Source organism: Tardisphaera saccharovorans (assembly GCF_046635845.1).
In the GTDB taxonomy this organism is placed as follows: domain Archaea; phylum Thermoproteota; class Thermoprotei_A; order Marsarchaeales; family UBA168; genus UBA168.
The window spans coordinates 382,035-399,625 of the sequence record NZ_JAQQXN010000001.1 but is presented as its reverse complement, the minus strand read 5'-3'; the positions used below and the strand labels follow the sequence as shown (position 1 = coordinate 399,625).

13 protein-coding genes and 1 pseudogene are annotated in these 17,591 nt (G+C 55.6%); 5 read left to right on the top strand and 9 right to left on the bottom strand.

The window, feature by feature from the left end; translation table 11 throughout:
- Window positions 1–112: 112 nt before the first annotated feature.
- Window positions 113–1,381: pseudogene (gene xylA / locus PRZ02_RS02070) on the top strand (xylose isomerase); the annotation flags it as partial.
- Between the two features lie 111 nt (window positions 1,382–1,492).
- Here the strand turns inward: xylA and PRZ02_RS02065 are convergent.
- Together PRZ02_RS02065 and PRZ02_RS02060 are read right to left on the bottom strand one after the other, a co-directional pair.
- The gene (locus PRZ02_RS02065; RefSeq protein WP_449464429.1) at window positions 1,493–2,494 is read right to left on the bottom strand and encodes an alcohol dehydrogenase catalytic domain-containing protein; all 1,002 of its coding nucleotides are present in this window, start codon (window positions 2,492–2,494) and stop codon (window positions 1,493–1,495) included.
- 43 nt (window positions 2,495–2,537) lie between these two features.
- Window positions 2,538–3,902 carry a dihydrolipoyl dehydrogenase gene (locus PRZ02_RS02060; protein WP_449464186.1) on the bottom strand — a complete coding sequence of 455 codons (1,365 nt, stop codon included), beginning with the start codon at window positions 3,900–3,902 and terminating at the stop codon, window positions 2,538–2,540.
- Between the two features lie 123 nt (window positions 3,903–4,025).
- On the opposite strand from PRZ02_RS02060, the gene PRZ02_RS02055 reads away from it, so the two are divergent.
- The 3 genes from PRZ02_RS02055 (at window position 4,026) to PRZ02_RS02045 (ending at window position 6,800) form a co-directional block, all read left to right on the top strand.
- Window positions 4,026–4,358 (top strand): hypothetical protein, encoded by a 333-nt coding sequence (locus PRZ02_RS02055; protein WP_449464185.1) that lies wholly within the window; start codon window positions 4,026–4,028, stop codon window positions 4,356–4,358.
- A 106-nt stretch (window positions 4,359–4,464) separates the two neighbouring features.
- Complete coding sequence (locus PRZ02_RS02050) at window positions 4,465–5,451, top strand: radical SAM protein (RefSeq protein ID WP_449464184.1); 987 nt, start codon at window positions 4,465–4,467, stop codon at window positions 5,449–5,451.
- A 653-nt stretch (window positions 5,452–6,104) separates the two neighbouring features.
- Entirely contained in the window at window positions 6,105–6,800 is a 696-nt protein-coding gene (locus PRZ02_RS02045) for a DUF72 domain-containing protein (RefSeq protein ID WP_449464183.1), read from the top strand.
- On the opposite strand, the gene PRZ02_RS02040 is transcribed toward PRZ02_RS02045, so the two are convergent.
- The 5 genes from PRZ02_RS02040 to PRZ02_RS02020 form a co-directional block, all read right to left on the bottom strand.
- Window positions 6,765–7,604, bottom strand: a complete 840-nt coding sequence (locus PRZ02_RS02040; RefSeq protein ID WP_449464182.1) for a polyprenyl synthetase family protein — start codon at window positions 7,602–7,604, stop codon at window positions 6,765–6,767. The two genes, PRZ02_RS02045 and PRZ02_RS02040, sit on opposite strands and share 36 nt — an antisense overlap.
- A gap of 70 nt (window positions 7,605–7,674) precedes the next feature.
- Window positions 7,675–8,373: a hypothetical protein gene (locus tag PRZ02_RS02035; protein WP_449464181.1), complete on the bottom strand. Its 699-nt coding sequence runs from the start codon at window positions 8,371–8,373 to the stop codon at window positions 7,675–7,677.
- 63 nt (window positions 8,374–8,436) lie between these two features.
- Window positions 8,437–9,981, bottom strand: a complete 1,545-nt coding sequence (gene xylB, locus PRZ02_RS02030) for a xylulokinase (protein ID WP_449464180.1) — start codon at window positions 9,979–9,981, stop codon at window positions 8,437–8,439.
- Between the two features lie 598 nt (window positions 9,982–10,579).
- Window positions 10,580–11,734, bottom strand: coding sequence for a hypothetical protein (locus PRZ02_RS02025; protein ID WP_449464179.1), 1,155 nt, complete (start codon window positions 11,732–11,734; stop codon window positions 10,580–10,582).
- Between the two features lie 58 nt (window positions 11,735–11,792).
- Entirely contained in the window at window positions 11,793–13,655 is a 1,863-nt protein-coding gene (locus PRZ02_RS02020) for an APC family permease (RefSeq protein ID WP_449464178.1), read from the bottom strand.
- A gap of 105 nt (window positions 13,656–13,760) precedes the next feature.
- Between PRZ02_RS02020 and PRZ02_RS02015 the strand changes: the two genes are divergently transcribed.
- On the top strand, window positions 13,761–14,681 hold the full coding sequence (locus PRZ02_RS02015) for a sugar kinase (RefSeq protein WP_449464177.1): 921 nt from the start codon (window positions 13,761–13,763) through the stop codon (window positions 14,679–14,681).
- Window positions 14,682–14,792: 111 nt separating this feature from the next.
- Here PRZ02_RS02015 and gcvPB read toward each other — a convergent pair whose 3' ends face one another.
- On the bottom strand, window positions 14,793–16,316 hold the full coding sequence (gene gcvPB, locus PRZ02_RS02010; RefSeq protein WP_449464176.1) for an aminomethyl-transferring glycine dehydrogenase subunit GcvPB: 1,524 nt from the start codon (window positions 16,314–16,316) through the stop codon (window positions 14,793–14,795).
- Window positions 16,313–17,590, bottom strand: a complete 1,278-nt coding sequence (gcvPA, locus tag PRZ02_RS02005) for an aminomethyl-transferring glycine dehydrogenase subunit GcvPA (protein ID WP_449464175.1) — start codon at window positions 17,588–17,590, stop codon at window positions 16,313–16,315. Before gcvPA ends, gcvPB begins: the two co-directional genes overlap by 4 nt.
- Window position 17,591 lies beyond the last annotated feature (1 nt).

Below are 17,591 nucleotides of genomic sequence, written 5' to 3'. Positions count from 1 at the left end.
GATAAGACTAAAGTCCCATCAATCAGGGATTTGAATTGACTTTTCGCGCTGCAAAGGAAAGCCGCAACACTAGCGTTTATATTCCTCCAAGCCTTATAACTTAGTGAACTCATTGGCGGAGTATTTTCCTGAGATAAGGGGAAAGTACCTAAAGCATTACGATCCGGAAAGGGTGATCGCCGGGAAGAAGCTCCGTGACCTCACGCGCTTCTCCCTTGCCCTTTGGCACTTCTTTGGGGAAGGGGCCGACCCTTTTGGCGTAGGGACCATGATACGCCCGTGGGCAACGTCCGATCCCGAGAAGAAGTTAAGGCAACAGATAGAGGCTGCGTTCGAGTTCGCGGGCAAGCTGCAGCTCGAGCACTACGCGTTCCATGACATGGACGTCATTCCCGCTACCGATAAGCTGTCCCTCATAGAGAAGTACCTCGATCAAACGGTGCCGCTTCTCAAGGAGAAATCTGCAGAGAAGGGTGTAAAGCTCCTATGGGGAACTGCAAACCTTTTCAGAGATCCGTCATACGTGCACGGCGCGGCCATGTCGCCCTATCCCGAGGTCTTCGCCAGGGCTGCGGCGCAGGTCAAGAAGATGCTCGACGTCACCCTAGAGCTTGGAGGCGAGAACTTCGTAATATGGCCTGGAAGGGAAGGATACGAGACGCTTCTCAACACGGACATGAGGCTCTCTCTTGACCTTTTCGGGTCCTTCCTGGGAATGGTGGCCGATTACGCAAAGGAAATAGGGTTCAAGGGGCAACTCCTAATAGAGCCAAAGCCCATGGAGCCCATGAGGTTCATGTACGTCAGCGACGTCATGAGCCTTTACGCCATACTCAAGAGGTACGGGTTAGAGGGGAAGTTCAAGGCAAACATCGAGGCAAACCACGCCACCCTCGCGAACAGGCCTTTCCAGCACGAGCTAAGGCTTGCTCGCGTGCTGGGCCTGTTGGGAAGCATCGACATAAACCAGGGAGACTTCTTCGTTGGGTGGGACGTTGACAGGTTCCCAACTGACCTCTACGACGCGACCATGGCCGCCTACGAAGTGCTCAAGAACGGTGGCATCGCTCCCGGAGGCTTCAACTTCGACGCCAAAGTCAGGAGGGGATCATTTGAGCCCATAGACCTTGCGTACGCTTACGCGGCAGGGATGGACACCGTTGCCAAGGGATTCATGGTAGCCGAGAAGATAATAAAGGATGGAGAGCTGGACAAGTTCGTGGAGGATAGGTACGCGGGCTACTCGCAAGAGCTTGGGAAGAAGATATTAAGCGGCAAGGCGTCACTGAAAGAACTGGAGAAATACGCCCTTGAGCACGAGGGGTTCAAGCCTAAGTCCGGAAGGCAGGAGTATCTGGAGGGGCTACTCAACGAGTACCTAAGCGGATATAAACGATTTTTTAAGCGCTTCAGGTTTTCAGGAAAAAGCTCGATTGAAGCGATGGGCGCTGAGCGGCCGAACCGCCAAAGGCTCTCCAGGGTTTTGCCAGTTTTACGGTATGAGCACTGCCCTTCCGTTTATCTCGCCGTGCTTCAACCTCCTCAGCGCCTCGTTGGCCTCTTTCAGCGCGAACTTCTCGGCCTCGACCCTTATCTTGCCCTCCGAGGCCAGCCTCAGCACTTCCTTCATATCCTGCCTGTTTCCCACGAGCGTTCCGGTGACCTTTACCTCGTCAAAGAAGTAGTAGTTGCGGATCTGCCCGTGAACGCCCATCACAACAGTTCCTCCGGGCTTCACAAGCCTGAAGGCTGCATCCACGGCATCCTGCGATGGAGCGAACACTATGACCGAGTCGGCTTGCCTCTTCATGTCGTTGACCTTTTCGTAGTTCTTTCCGGGATCCAGAACCTCATCAGCCCCCAGGCTTTCCGCCAGCTTTCTGTGCGCCTCCGAGGTGCTGACGGCCACTATCCTCGCACCGTAGAGCTTTGCAAGCTGTATGGCCATGTGGCCAACTCCACCCACGCCTATCACGTAAGCGGTCTTTTCTGGGGAGAGATCTGCCTTCTTAACGGCCCCATAGGCGGTTATGCCCGGGCAGAAAAGCGGCGATGACGTCTCCGGGTCTATGTTTTCTGGCACGTGGTACGTGAAGTCGGCCTTCGTCACTATGTACTCCGCGTAACCACCGTCCACGGTCTCTCCCGTGACCTGCCTCGACTGGCATAGCTGTTCCCTTCCCGTGAGGCAGTACTCGCAGTGACCACACGTGCTGTATATGGGTTGCACGCCAGCAAGATCCCCTTTTTTGAAGTCCGTCACGCCCTCGCCTACTTCTTCTACTCTACCAATGATCTCATGACCGGGAATTATTGGCTTCTTAGCTGGGAGCCCATACTTAACCCACTCGCCCTCGATCATGTGAAGGTTTGAGTGACAAACCCCGCACGATATTATCTTTAGGAGGAGTTCCCCCCTCTTCGGATCGGGGGTTTGCACGTCTTCGTACTTAAGGGGATCATTTTCAACCTTATCCGGATCATAAAGGAGCATGGCTTTCAATTTGAGTAAATACCGAGGGCAAACATATACGCTTTTACAGGGCTGCCCTGGCCGCGTACGATATGTCCTCAAAGGGAACCGGGTGCTGCCCCGCGTATTCCGCCAATGCCCTCAGGTTCAGCCCCGATTGGGCCGCGACCCCTATCTCGTTTATCACCTCTGGAGCGTCCTCGCCAAGCGCCCAGCCCCCAACTACCCTCATGGTTTCCCTTTCCACGAATATCCTGACCTCGCCTTCCCTCTCGTCGTAGACCTGCGCCATGACGTCTCTCTTAAGCGGGTACGATACCTCAAGGAGCTTGATGCCGATCTTGGATGCCATCTCGGGAGTTATGCCGACGTACGCTATGGGCGGGAAGGTGAATATGGCCACGGGGACGTCCCTCACGTCCATGTAGTCAGTCCTCGTGCCTCCCGCCATTATGTTATGCGCGGCGACCAAGGATTCCCTTACCGCTGCGTGGAAGTACGTGGTCTTTCCCGTGACGTCTCCAGTGGCGAAGACGCCGGGAACCGGAGTGCCCATACCATCGTCCGTTGGAACGTAACCGTGGTTCAACTGCATCAGCTTTTCAAGCCCCTTGGGCGTGACCGGTTTCCTGCCCGTTGCAACGAGAACGTGATCGGCGACTATCTCCCTCTTCTGACCCTCGCTGGAATAGATGGCTGCAGTCTTGTTGCCCCTCCTCTCTATGGCAAGGGTGGGGGCGTTGAACTTCACGTCTATGTCCTTGTCTAGGGATGACAGGAACATGTCGACAAGCCTCTTATCCACCTCCCTGAGAGCCCTATCAGACCTCACCAGAACATGGACCTTAGTTCCAAGGGCGTTCAGCATCGAGGCCACCTCAAAGGCTATGTAGCCTCCTCCGACTATGGCCATCTCGTCGGGAAGCTCGGTCAGGGTCGGATGGTAAGAGAAGACATCATCGCTGGTTATGGCAAGCTCTGCCCCAGGTATAGGAGGTCTTTCGACCTCGGTCCCCGTGGCCACGATGGTGTACCTCGCGGTTACCTCTTGCTGTCCTTCCTCGGTCTTCAATAGGTATTCCCTGGGTCCCTTAACCTCGACCTCCCCCTTGACGTACTCGGCCCCGTTCTCCTTTATCTCCTCCCTGTGTTGCTCAAAGCGTATCTCCTGCACCTGGTCCTTGTGCTTCTGAACCTCGGTGAAGAAGGAGCGGCTTGGCTCCACCTTCAGGAACTTCCTTGCCCTTGCCGCAAGCTGGCACATCTCCCTCACGGTCTTTGAGGGAACGCAACCTGAGTAAAGACAATTGCCTCCAAGCACGCCCTTCGGATCAGCCATCAAGACGCTGTACCCAGCCTTTGAAAGGCGAAAAGCACCAGGATAGCCTCCTCCTCCACCGCCTATCACCAGTACATCAACGGATTTCAATTTCAGCAAAGACGATATTGGAGCGTATAGGCTTTTCCCTTTTCCGCTATTAATTCACAATTATGAAAATACAAGTGCTCACTTTTAGAGTTAAGGGTTTATGCCCTCCGGCAGCTTAAGCCCATGATCTGGGAAGGCGTGCTCGAGTTCTTTGCTGCCGGACTGGTCGTCGGCGCGCTGATAAGGAAAAGGCCTGCCCTGCTGGCGTCCGCGTTGTTAGCTGTCTTCATACTCTCGCTGGCGATTTACGTTTACTCGCCGGGCTTATGGGAAAGCGCGTGGTCTGGCTCGTACGAACGGCTTCACGGGGTGATTTCTTACTTTTATTCCTCTCCCTTTGCCTACTCGCTCTCCGCGCTTATTGGCGCGGCGCTGGTCTTCGCATTCCCAAGTCACAGGAAAAAAGCGGTGAGGCCAACTCAACAACAACCGGTAAAGGTCAAGGTTCAGCCCTGAGCCGATAATTTACTTGGCATGGCAAGGACTTGCCGAGCCTTTTTTGACGCATCATAGAAAGGAGAAAAGCCTCGATATCGTTATAAGCGGTCCGAAGCCCAATTGCGTGGAACAAGTAGCCTTTGGGCCCGTGCCTTCCAGAAGGCTTGGGAGGAGTCTGGGAGTTAACAACGTTCCCGCCAAGAGCTGTACCTACGGTTGCGTCTATTGTCAGCTCGGAACGTACCCAACGCGTTACGATAGGGCAACGTTCCACAATCCGGAAAAGGTGTACGAGGCCGTAAAAAGGAGGGTGGAGCAGCTTAGAGCCAACGGAGAGGGAGTGGACCACATTACCTTTGTGCCTGACGGAGAACCAACCCTAGATGTGAACTTGGGAAAGGAAATAGCCATGCTCAAGAGCCTTGGCATACCCATTGCTGTGCTAACGAACTCCTCGTTGCTCTTCATGAAAGAGGTCAGGGAGCAACTAAAAGGGGCAGACGTGGTCTCGCTGAAGGTCGACGCCGCCTCAGAAAGGCTGTGGAGGGTGGTGAACAGGCCCGACAGGCACCTCGACTTCGCCCAAGTCATCGAGGGAATGAAGGAGTTCGCGAAGGAGTACAGAGGGGAACTGCTCACGGAAACGATGCTCGTGGACGGGCAGGATTACCTAGCGGAGGCACAGGGCCTTGCTCGTCTCATAGCTCAGCTGGCTCCCAAAAAGGCCTACGTGGCCGTGCCCACCAGGCCGCCAGCCGAGAGCTGGGTTAGGCCAGCCCGCGAAGAACAGGTAAACGCGGTCTTCCAAGCGCTCAAGCAGCGCCTTCCAGACGTGGAACTGCTCATAGAGGAGGAGGAAGGATCGTTTGGGGCCACGGGATCGGCCGAAGACGATCTGCTCTCTACCCTTGGGGTCCACCCAATGAGGGAAGATGAGGTGCTCCAGCTGCTCCAGAGCGATGGTACCTCATATCAGCTGATCGATAAGTTGATTGACGAGAAAAAGGTGATAAGGTTGAGCTACGCGGGCAAAACGTTTTACATGAAAAGCATACCAAGTAGGGCTAGGACGCAAGGCCGACCTCTATCGCCCTTCATTCTCCCTTCCTGAACGTCTCAAAGACCTCCCGAGCTTTTCGTGAATTACTCGCATCTAAATGACGTGGGCTTCTCGTTCACTTGACCGAGCTTGATTTTGATGAGTAAGGGTTCGATCTCCGTAAGGGCCGTTCCAGGCCCGGCGCAAGCGCGCTCACCAGCGAGTGACATCAATATCCAGCACGACTTCCCCATTTGGACCACCAGACGAAGTGGTAATTCGTGAAGTAAACTGTGGTTTCGGAGTAGGAAGGGTAACTTTTTGGCACGTTATGTGCGCACTCCGCATGTACGTGAACTACCCTACCCCAATGGACGGGGCTTCTTGCTTCAACGACCTCATCTCCCTGTGCGGACCTACTCCGCGCAGGTCCGAAGCGACGATCTGAAGGCGTGAGTTCGGGCCGCACCGGCCCTGCTGGTATCGGTTATGGCGCCAGTTATGGATATTTCTGTGAAGGGCTACCCATCCCCTTCAAAGGGAATTCCGTCCCCTAAACCCCCGTCAGAGCTAAAAATTTGCGGACGTGCACTTACCCGTCCCCTATTTGGCGTAGGGGCCTCTTCGTTTTACTAAACCCCTTCAAATGCTAAGGCCTCGATTTTTCCACTCGATTGGCGCGCGGGCTTAAAAACGCCCACTAAGGGCAGTTACGGGGAAAGGCCATGATCCTGATCGGCTGCGCGAACTTCCCGACATCCATGGACAAGTACTTCCAGATTTACGATGCGGTCGAGATAAACCGCACCTTCTACGCCCTTCCAAGAGAACAAACCCTCATTAGGTGGAGGGAAAGGGCTCCAATGGGTTTCGTATTCTCGGTAAAGGCAAACAGAAGAATATCGCACGATGCCCGCATGAACTCAGCCAGCGAGGTTGGAAAGAAAGCGCTTGAAGGAACGCTTGCAGCCGCCAAGGTGCTCGGTGCACAATACCTTCTTTTTCAGACCCCACCATCTCTTGGACCAGAGGCCCTGCCGGCCGTGAGAGATACCCTGGTCAGGGCCAGGCAATTGGGCTTGAGGATTGGGTACGAGCCCAGGGGAAAGGGCTGGGCTGGGCATGAGAACGAGCTCAGGGAAGCCCTCAAGGGCGTGGCATCGCACGTGGTCGATCCCTTCGTTGGCAAGGAGGTATGGTCTGAGGGATTTCACTACTTCAGGCTGCACGGCCTTGGGAAGAGGCCCTACGCTTACCGCTTTTCAGACGAGGAACTGAAAAAGCTCAAGGATGTGGTGAAGGCGGTAAGCGGCGACGTCCTCCTGATATTCAACAACACGAACATGCTTGAAGACTCGCAGCGCTTCATGAAACTGCTAAAAGCATCAGGCGGCCTTTCCGACGAGGGAGGCCTTGAATAGTACGGCGAAATCGACTTCGGGACTCATGTTTTCCTTCACGGCTGAAAGCTTCGATATGGCGCTTTCCAAGAGGCCCTGCTCGGTCTTCCTCGCGAGCTCTGCGCCAAAAACCGCAATGGCGTTTGAAGGAGACCTTTCGCCCGCCTGCCAATCGAGCGAGTCATCGTGGATTTGGAACGCCATGCCGAAAAGCGTCCCTGCTTCCCTCATGGTCTTCACGAGCGAGGGGCGTGCCCCCGCCACTATGGCGCCCTCGGCCATGCAACATCCCATTAGAACTCCGGTTTTGAGCCTAGCTATCTTCATGTAAGAGGTTGGTGAAAGGTGCTGCTTCTTCGCCTTGAGGTCTAGCTCTTGGCCCTGGGCCAGCAGCTTCGCTGCCCTCGCCAGCTCAGCTACGACTCTCCTCCCGAGCCTGTTTGCCTCTGAAACCGCGAGCTGTATGAGCAGGTCTGAGGCCAGTATGGCCTCGTTTTCCCCGTATACCGCGTGTACTGCTGGAAGCCCTCTTCTCGTGCTATCTCCATCCATCAGGTCATCCTGTATCAAGGAGGCGACGTGTATCATCTCCACGGCGGCAGCGGCAGAGGAGGCCTTTTGAGGGTCCCCACCTAGCGCCTTGCAGGAAAGCAGCACGAGGGACGGCCTGACGAGCTTGCCTCCGCCCTTTATGAGGTGGGCCGCAGCCGGAAAGAGCGTGGGCCGCCCCTTTGAGGTCAGCTTCAAGAGCCTTTTCCTGACCAGTTGAAGCGCTGAGTCCACATCAGCAGGTAGCGCGGCCACTGTCGCTCTTTCCTCGTCCATCGTTATCAACCATTGACATACGGAGGCTTTAAGTGAAGCGCTTCCTAAAGACTACCTCGAGAAAAATCGCTCATGTAAGAGGGTAGTTAAGGAGCTTTGATCTCTTCAGTCCGAGCAGCGCGGGGGTGCCTATGACGGCGTTGGCCAGTGCTACGAGCACCCTCCCAAATGGGTAGAAGAAGGCTCCCGCCAAGAAGAGAGAGTAAAGGGAAGAAGCGGGGATGCCCCACAACGTCGAGTAAAGGTGAAGGTCAAGAAATATGGCGTTCCCGGTCAAGTTATCGGCCTCGGTTCCAACGAAGGCAACCAGAAACATGGCTAGCGGAAGGTACTTCTCGTTTGTTTTTGCCTTCTTCCAAGCGATATAAGAGGGATAAAGGAGGAACAGGGCGATGACCTGATCGTAGAGCGCGGGAAGCGCCACCTCCCTTCCCAGGGGATTGGCCAAGAAGGCAACCAGCGGTATGACCATCACGAGCAAGGCGAGCTTGGGCCTCATGTCAACTATGAGGCCAGCTACCGCAGCTCCAACAACCCCCGTGCTGAAGGTGTAGAGGCCAAGCCCGGCCGCCGCGGGAAAGAGGAGCATGCCTATGACTCCTCCTATGAGCGCCGCAAGAGGACCTCCCACCGAGCCAAGGGCTATTCCCTCAAAGGGCTTTATGAACGCCGCAAAGCTGACCATGGGAAGGGCCGGCAATGCGCCCATTACCACGTCTAAGGCAGCGAAGAGAGAGACGTAAGCTATAAACCTGGATGCGTTCTTCAATTTGCAAGAAGGCGAGAGCCATTTATAAAGATTTCAGGCGAAAAATCCTCTACTTGGTAGCAATTACCCGGTAGTGATGATCTGCGATGCCTTCTTGTACTCGTCCTTTAGAGAAGGGTAAAGAGAGCGATACAGCTGGTACCACGCATCGTATATTCTGTGGTTTTCGGCGTCGGCCTCAGCGAAGTCCTTGGTCTTGACCATCGCTTTTACCGCGTCCTCAACCCTTGAAAAGGCGCCGGCTCCCACCGCGCCCAGTATCGCGGCGCCGTAGGAAGAGCCCTCGTCAACTTCCATGGTGTATATGGGACGGCCGAAGACGTCGGCTATTATCTTTCTCCACAGGGGGCTCTTTGACCCTCCTCCCATTATCCTGAACTCGCTGGGGGTAACGCCCATGGCTGTCATTAGCTCAAAGGAGTCCCTGAGGCCGTACGCGACACCTTCGAGGACGGCCCTGGCCATATGGCGCTTCGTGTGTTTTAACGACAGGCCAAAGAACACTCCTCTTGCATCCGGATCGCCGTGAGGGGTCCTCTCGCCCGAAAGGTAAGGAAGGAAGATCACGCCCTCCGATCCCGGCTGAACGAGGGACGCCTCCTGAGTTATTATATCGTAGACGTCGAGTCCCGCCAACAAGGCGGTGGTCCTTTCGGGCTCTCCCAAGGTGTCCCTGAACCAGCGAAGGCTACCTCCAGCGGCAAGCATGACTCCCATTACGTGCCACTTACCGGGGACGGCGTGGCAGAAGGAGTGAAGCCTTCCCTTGCGATCGTACCTGTAGGAATCGGAGCTCGAGAAGACCACGCCGGAGGTGCCCACGTTGATTGAGCCAATGCCCTCACGCACGGCGCCAGAGCCGACGCCAGCGGCACCCTGGTCTCCTGCTCCAGCGACCACCGGCGTGCCAGCCCTGAGGCCCGTCTCCTCAGACACCTTCGCGGTCACCTCTCCTCTCACCGATGGAGACTCCATGACGTCGGGAAGCACGTCCTCAGAGATGTCGAGTTCGCCTATAAGCTCATGTGACCAACTCCTCTTGCTTACGTCAAAAAGGGAGGTTCCAGAGGCGTCGTTCACGTCCGTGACCGCCTTTCCCGTGAGCTTCAGGCCTATGTAGTCCTTAGGCAGCATGAACTTACTCACGCGGGCGTAGTTAGACGGCTCGTTCTCCTTGAGCCAAAGTAGCTTTGGAGCCGTGAAGCCGGTGTGGGGATAGCTCCCAGTTATCCTTATTATCCTATCGAGGCCAAGCTTCTTAGCCATCTCCGACGCTTGGCTCCCTGTCCTCTGATCGTTCCAGAGGATCGCCCGCCTTATGGGCTTGAAGGACAAGTCCACGCTCACTAACCCATGCATCTGCCCAGTTAGCCCAATTCCCTCTATGTCATCGGGCTTTATTCCTTGAGCCCAGAAGCTCGAAAGGGCCCGCTTGACGGCAGCCCACCAGTCCTCCGGCTCTTGCTCGGTCCAGCCTAACTTGGGAGTGTAAAGCGGGTATTCCTCAACATGTTCGGCAACCACGTAACCGCCCACGTCCACGAGTATGACCTTTGCCCCCGTCGTGCCTATGTCTACGCCAAGGTAATAGGGTGGCGAGACGTTCAATTCACGTCTCACGCGCGGGAGCTTATAAGAAATTGGGAAAATTTGTGCGCCAAAATCGGCTTTTAACCTTAACGCGCACATCGTCTTGAATCGACAAAGCCCTCACGCGATAGCATGAGAGTAGCGATGCCCTCTTGGCAGTTAACCTATTGATGATCAGTCCCACAGCGCCCCTTCTCTAACTCGCTGCTCTAGCAGCGAAAATCTGAATCCTCCACGATCAACCCAAGCTTCGTCTTCATCGCTAGAGATATTGTCGGTGGAAGCGAGAAGATGGAAATGGAACGGAAATAGATATGAGTCGGCGTAAGGGTGCTTTGTGAGCGTATCTCGAAAGCCGAGGACGCCTCAGCACCGCTCCATCGTGGCCTAAACGGGCCCCAGTGCCTCAAAGAGGGGCGCGCTGAAGCGCGCAACGCCAGGGTGAACGCGCCGCGATACCGGAAGCCCTGCCTGCAGGGACGGTAGTTCATGCGGGCATACCCAATCATAATGAGAGTTCCCTCCCCGCGCTCTAGATTCAGAGTTCCAAGACACCTTGATATGGGCTTACCCAACGCATCTCCTACGGGCTCTCATATGATGCCCATTAGTCTGCCTATTGACGAAGCTGGCCAATCGCTACCGCAAGTCCTCCCCTCATTTCCTCCCCCCCCCCCCCGCTACCGCGTCCCAGCCGCACGTCTGCGCGCACGCTATCCTTAAGTATATCGGGATAGAACACCCATCCCCCATCCTGAAAGTTATTTTGAAAGAAAGTAGACCCTCCCTCGGTGGCCAGCGTGCTGAGGTCAAAGAACGGAGAAAGGTAGACCAGCATGCCATGGGCTTTTCCCTTTCTGACGATCGTTTCCACTCCATCGAGCACCCTCGTTATCCTATAGCTGGGAACCACGTTCAGCGTTTCCACCCATGTTTCGCCGATGCCCAAAAAGATCAGATAAGGTTGCCTTAGGACTTCGTCCAGAAGACCATCATCTTCCCTCATCTCAAAGTACGCACCAAGCGCCAACATCTCTCTATCTGCGAAGCCCGGGCCAAAATCTATGTACCATCCCTTTATGAGGCCTCCTCCGACGACGTGCCCCATCAAGTGCTCCTCAAGCTTCTCTACGGTTAGGCCCAGAGATGAGGCCAAATCCTCCTTCCTTTGCAAGGGGTGGCGCTTCATGCCGATCAGGAGCTTCAGGTCAACGCTATCAAGGTCAAGGAACGGCTCAGTCCTAAAGGAGGTAACCCTTCTATCTTCAATTGAAAAACCCGGGTTCACAGCCCACTCCCCTCTGCTGTAATCCAGGACGTAGGGACTTGGGCTGAACCGATAAGTGGCGTCCATCTCCTTCACCTCATAGTTATTCAACCAGCCCAACGCCTTCATATCCTCGAAGAAGTCCAAGTATGGCTTAAGCTGCTGCCGTGGAACGGCATGCCTAGTCACGTAATGGCATGCGTGCAACGCCCTGTAATAGGAAACCAGAAAACCCCTTTCTCTCAACGAGGAGAGGATCATGGGAATGGCGTCCAGCAGATCGCAAGAGAACTCCATGAAAACCCTTATCTCCTTGAGGCCCAGCGCGGCCATGTTGATGGATGGACGCGGGAGAAGCCCATTTTCCAGAACGTACTGCCTGAACATGACGCGGGCTTCCTCCCTCCCAATTCCCAGATCAAATGCCAGCTGGCCCTCGTCAAAAACGTTCATTTTAGATAGAGAGTTAATGATTTTTCCCATGAATTCCTGAAAATTTACCATGTAATTACCTCGCTCTACAATTTAAACCCTACGATTTAATGCTAGAAAAAGATTAAATTTAAGGTATGCCCAGCTCTTTCAGTGCGACCTGTAGCTCCTCGGTCACTATACCGCTTTCCAAGGCAACCCAGTACCAAATCAAGGCCGTAACGGCCGCAAGGACCGTGTCGTAGGGGAAAGGTATCACTGGGATCGAGAAAACGCCGAAATCTCCGAGGAACGAAAGCGCGTAAGCCGAGAGCAGCACGCCTATCACCCAAAGCCCCGAGAGGACGTGCTGCTTTCCCCTCTCGTCCATGGTCGGCCTAACGTAGAACAGGGCAAGGAGCGTCGCGAACGCTATAACAATCACGTAGACGACAAAGTCGATCAGCCTGGTTCCGGTCAGCGCGATGGCAACGGGGGTAGGCGATGGCCAGCCCGTTGGCGCAACTATGGGTAAGTATATCAGGAAATAGGTCGATGTCAAAAGCACTGCTAGGTAAAGAACGGCAGACGATATCCCTCTTCTGAGGCTGGACCCATAGGCTCTAACCGCTGAGTAGCCGAGGAACAACGGCAGGCCACCCATTATCAGGGCAAAGGCGAACCAAAGGACGTAGTACGTAGCCCAGTAGACTATGAGAAAAGACGCGATCATGGCAACGGCGCCGATGACCTCCGCCCAAGGCAGCTTAATGGGCCTTTTGGCGTCAGCAGCTGTACGCCTCAGAGTGACCAACGCGGGCCCACCGACGACGTATGTTAGCACCGTCGTGAGCACTATGAACGAGGATATCGCGTACCACGTGGGGAAGGGCAGGAAAAAGAGGAGCCCAATCAAAAGCGTGAGAACCGTTCCCCAGAGCGGAACCCTGTGGGAGTTAAGCGTCAAGAAAGATGGGGGCAGGTTTCCAGTGGCCGCCATGCCGTACATGGCCCTAGCGCAGGTCCCCACGTATATCCAGGCGGTTCCTGCCGGTGAGACGATGGCGTCTATGAGCAGGAGGACCGCGAAGCCAGCCAGTACGTAGACGCCGCTTTGCTTCATTATCAGGTAGAAGGGACCCGTGTGCAGCTCTGAGTACAAGCCCTGCCAATCACCGGGAGTTACCGAGACGGCGCTCCAGTTAACAGCTCCTATGAAGGAGACCTGCAGCAACACGTATATCAGCGCCACGAGTATAAAGCCCAGCACGGTTCCCTTTATCACGTCGTTGGGCCTCTTTGCTTCCCCCGCAAAGTCTACCCCTTGCCTGAACCCTAAATATGAGTAAGCTATTCCCTGCGTGGGTATGGCCATGAAAATTGCGGCCCATCCATAGGGCGCAAACCCACCTCTAAGCGACATCACGTACGACGCGTGAAAGTCAAGCGCGAACAGGAGGACGAACGTGGCAGTGGGGACGATCACCTTCCAAACCCCTACGGCGGTGTTCACGCTGCTCATCACCCTAACTCCGTACCAGTTAAGTGCAAAAAAGAAGAGCATGAGGACCAGCGCCACGGCAAAACCCTTTATCGAAAGTACGCCGCTACTGGTGAGCAGCCCATTCACGTACGATGACATGTAATTTATGGCGGCGAGCGACTCGGAAGGCGCGACGCTTACGGAACTCAGCAAGTAAGACCACGAGAATATGTAGGATGCTAGGCCACCGTAAGTGTACTGGGGATAACGCACGATACCCCCCGACTTGGGCAGCATTCCAGCAAGCTCGGCATAGACCAGAGCAACAAAAAGCATGAGGACTGCTGCTATGATCCACGAGATTATTGCGGCAGGGCCGGCCGTATAGGCACCACCGAGGGCACCGAAAAGCCAACCGCTACCTATCATGGCGCCGATCACAAGAAAAGATATGTCCCACGTCCCTAGGGCGCGTTTTAATTCTCTATCTTTTGTTGAGGCTTCTTTTTCAATTATATCCCTTGGCGGCAATTTGTAGAGTAAAATTCCAATTATTTAAACGTTTCTACCAAACTATAGATTATTTGGTACCAAGGGGCGTGGCAAAACGCTTATTTTTACCGATCACCTCTCATTATGACAGTTTTCTCGCTGGGAGAGGCGCTCGTCGAGTTCATAAGGAGTGAGGGGGGCAACCTGGGAGAACCTGGGACCTTTTACGGTCCCTTTCCCAGCGGGGCGCCGGCCATAACGGCCTCAGCCGTGAGCAGGGTTGGAGGAAAGTCCAAGTTTGCATGCGTGGTTGGAAGAGACGAGTTTGGAAAAGCGTTCGTGGATAGGATGAGGTCGGACGGAGTTGACACATCACTCATAAGGACGACGGACAAGAGGACCACCGCCACCTCGTTCCTCTCCTACGACGGGGTAAAGCGCAACTTCCTCTTTCACGGAAAGGACTCGGCGGCGGCGCTTCTGAAAGAAGATGACGTGGACCTGAGGGGGATATCGGCGCTCCACGTGTCGGGGTCGTCGCTGGGCATGGGCTGGGGAATGGCAAGGGCAGTGAGGAAGGCGGTTAGGCTAGCAAAGGAGCAGGACGTACCCCTTTTCTTTGATCCAAATGTGAGGAAGGAGCTCATGTCCGACGCTCTGAGGATGGAGCTGCTTTCGCTCTGCAAAGCTTCCTCATATCTAATGCTGAGCATCGAGGACGCAGTGGAGCTCTTCGGTGACGCCGAAAGCGCCTGCGCGTCGCTCTCAAACGAGAGAGTGGTCATCCTCAAGATGGGAAAACTCGGGTCAAAACTGTTCGTAAAGGGAGAACAAAAGGCCATAAAGACGCCTATCGTGAAGGAGGTAGACGCGACGGGAGCTGGAGATTGGTACAACGGTGCATTTCTGGCCATGGTTGAGGGTGGTGCGAAGCTTGATGAAGCGGCTACCTTCGCCAGTGCCGCAGCAGCCATATCCGTTACGAAGCTCAGCCCCATGGACGGCCCCTCGTCCAAGGAGGAGGTGCTGGAGCTCATGCGCGCCCAGCACGTGGAGCGAGTTTAACCAAGCGCGATTCGCGGGGCAAGCCAAAGGCAGCTAACTAATCCGCCCTCACAGAGTGGACGAAGACTTCCACTCCCAATCCACAGAGTTAAAGGGAGCCTACTCAAGCGATCAGCGAGATGTGGGCTCTCGCGCGATTTCCGAGCTTCTCACCTTGTCCTTGAGGTCAGAAGAAAGCAGCGCCGAGTACGTGACTATGGGTTTCCGTGCGGCCCTAACCTCGTCGACCCTGCTCACGGAAGCCCCAGAGGGCTCGCGTGAAAGCTCCTCCTCGCTTTTCCCCACTGCCGCCAGGAGAGCGGCCATGTACTCCTCTATTTCTCTCCTTCCCTCGGTCTCGGTGAACTCAATCATGAGAGATTCCTCAAGCTCGGGCGGGAAGTGGACAGAGGGAGCGTAACCGTAGCTGAGCAGGTACTTGGCCACATCGCTTGCCTTTTTACCCTTGGCCGCAAAGGCGAACTCATGCTTCCTAGGCATGCCCGGAGAGGGAAGGTAAAACCGATCATCCAGAAACGAGGCCGCGTAGTTCGAGCTGAGAACGCTGTAGCGCGCAACGTCAGCCAATCCCTCGGGGCCCAGCAGCCTCACGTAGCAGTAAGCCCTCAACAGGGCAGCCAAGTTACCGACTCCTTCGGAGATCCTTCCCACACTGTGTAGGGCATCTTCGTTTATGAACGCCGAGCCGTCCTCTTTCTCTTCTATGCGGGGAACTGGCAAGTAGTCCGAAAGCGCCCGCTTCACGCCCACGGGGCCGGCACCAGGACCTCCTCCGCCGTGCGGGGAAGCGAAGGTCTTATGGAGGTTTAGCTGGACCACGTCAAATCCCATGTCGCCAGGTCTGTAGAGGCCCAGCAGCGAGTTCATGTTTGCGCCGTCATAATAGGCAAGACCACCCGACGCGTGAACTGCCCTTACCAGGTCGGGCATCGCTGGCTCGTAAAGGCCGTAAGTGTTGGGGACCGTGAGCATGACCGCCGCCACGTTCTCACTGACGGCTTTTTCCCATCCAAAGAGAAGCCCGTCCTTAACTGGAAGCCTCACTACCTCGAAGCCAGCCATGGCCGCGCTGGCGAAGTTTGACCCATGAGCCGTGAGCGGGATGAGTACCTGGTTCCTGCCAACCAGCTTTCCTCCTTCTTCCCGCGTCTCCCCTCTCTCCTCAAAGTACTTCCTTATCATGAGCAACGCGGTAAGCTCGCCCTGGGAACCAGCCTTGGGAGCCAGCGTGAAGGCATCCATGCCGGTTAGCTCGGCCAGGTAGCGCTGAAGCTCGAGAAGAAGGCCGAGCAGCGCGGCGTCCTCTTTCAGCTGCTCGTAGGTAAGGTCGGCTATCCTCTGCCACTTTGCCACCCTTTCAAGCACCTTAGGCGTATACTTCATGGTGCAGGAACCCAACGGAACGGGGCCCGAATCGACCCCAAAGTTCATCTGAGACAGGTGGAGGTAGTGTCTTGCGAGCCTCACCTCGGGAACCCTCGGGACCTCTGGCGGGTCCTTTCTGGCCAGCTCTTCTGGGATTCCCAGCTCTTTGGCCAGTTCGTTAGGGGAATACGGATAGCTGAAGCCAAGTTGAAACACGAGGGGCTCGTTCTCCTCCCTTCCCATCTCCCACTTGGCCTGCCTGTATTTCAAAGGGACCACCCCATGGCCGATGCAACGTCATTAAGCGATGTTCCACCGAAAAGTAGCACCTGATCCAGGAGGGGATAATCCCTCCACAGCGGTATACCCACCGCCTGAACGGGCCTTTTTGAGGAACCCGGAAGCTCGGCGGCAAACCTCCCGAGGTGCGGCCCAGAGAGCGATGGAGCCCTGTATCCCAACGAGCGAAGCGCTGACTCGAGCTCGCGCGCGGCCGACGTCTCCTTTTTTACAACCTCCGCCAACCCCTTGGCTCCCAAAAGGGAGAGATATACCGCTGCCCTCAGGGCATTTAAGGCAGAGTCCGTTGTCACGTTGCTGGTGGCCTTCTCCCTTCTTATGCTTTGCTCCCTCGTCAGAAGGGTTAGGCAATAGGCGAGGCGCCCCTCCGAGTCGGTCGTCGCCCCAACTAGCTTTCCCGGCAGCTGCCTCATGAGTTCGGCCCTGACGCCCAACACCCCGAGCCCTGACGAAGCGTATGAATGCAGGCCTACACCCTCTGCCACTACGAGATCCGCGCCGTAATCCGAAGGGGGCCTCAACACGGAGAGCGAGGGGAGATCAACTCCCACCCCGAGCAGCGCGCCCTTGGAGTGAGCCCACGAGGAAAGCTCAGCAAGCCCCTCCTCAAGCACTCCGAAGTAGTTGGGGGACTCCACGTAAACGAGAGATATCCCTTCTCCTATGTCAGCATAAGAAAGATCAAGCTCCCCGCTCTCGTCGAAGGGGATCTCGGCCACCTCCATGTTACCGCCGCGGGCGTAAGTCCTGAGGACGGCCTTTCTCTGAGGATCCATCGAAGAAGCCACTAGGACTTTCTTCCGCCCATTTACTCTCTTAGAGAGGAGAGCCGCCTCTCCGAGGGCCGCCCCACCATCGTAAAGTGATGAGGCAACCGCGTCCATGCCAGTGAGCGAGCTCACGAGAGATTGAAACTCAAAGAGCGCTTGGAGCATTCCTTGACTTAACTCGCTCTGATAAGAGGTATAAGCGGTGTAGAACTCCGCTCTGGAGGCAATCTCATCCACGAGAGCGGGAACGTACCTCAAACGAACGCTAGTGGGTGGAGGCGACCCTAATCTGGTCATAAGCTCTTGCTCGAGCTCCTCCTCTTCAACGGGCAGGGGAAGCGCAGGGTCGTGCGGCGCGTACGGGATATCCCTGAAGAGCACGTCAATTGATGAGACGCCTATTTTCTTCAGCATTACCTCGACGTCGCGTTCGCTCAGCGGAACGTAGGGGTTTTTCGGGCGCTCGATGGCCAAC

Excerpts from the sequence above, each read along its gene's own strand:
- PRZ02_RS02015 (WP_449464177.1), top strand. The coding sequence starts at position 13,761 with ATGACAGTTTTCTCGCTGGGAGAGGCGCTCGTCGAGTTCATAAGGAGT.
- PRZ02_RS02025 (WP_449464179.1), bottom strand. The coding sequence starts at position 11,734 with ATGGTAAATTTTCAGGAATTCATGGGAAAAATCATTAACTCTCTATCT.
- PRZ02_RS02065 (WP_449464429.1), bottom strand. The coding sequence starts at position 2,494 with ATGCTCCTTTATGATCCGGATAAGGTTGAAAATGATCCCCTTAAGTAC.
- PRZ02_RS02045 (WP_449464183.1), top strand. The coding sequence starts at position 6,105 with ATGATCCTGATCGGCTGCGCGAACTTCCCGACATCCATGGACAAGTAC.
- PRZ02_RS02055 (WP_449464185.1), top strand. The coding sequence starts at position 4,026 with ATGATCTGGGAAGGCGTGCTCGAGTTCTTTGCTGCCGGACTGGTCGTC.
- PRZ02_RS02040 (WP_449464182.1), bottom strand. The coding sequence starts at position 7,604 with ATGGACGAGGAAAGAGCGACAGTGGCCGCGCTACCTGCTGATGTGGAC.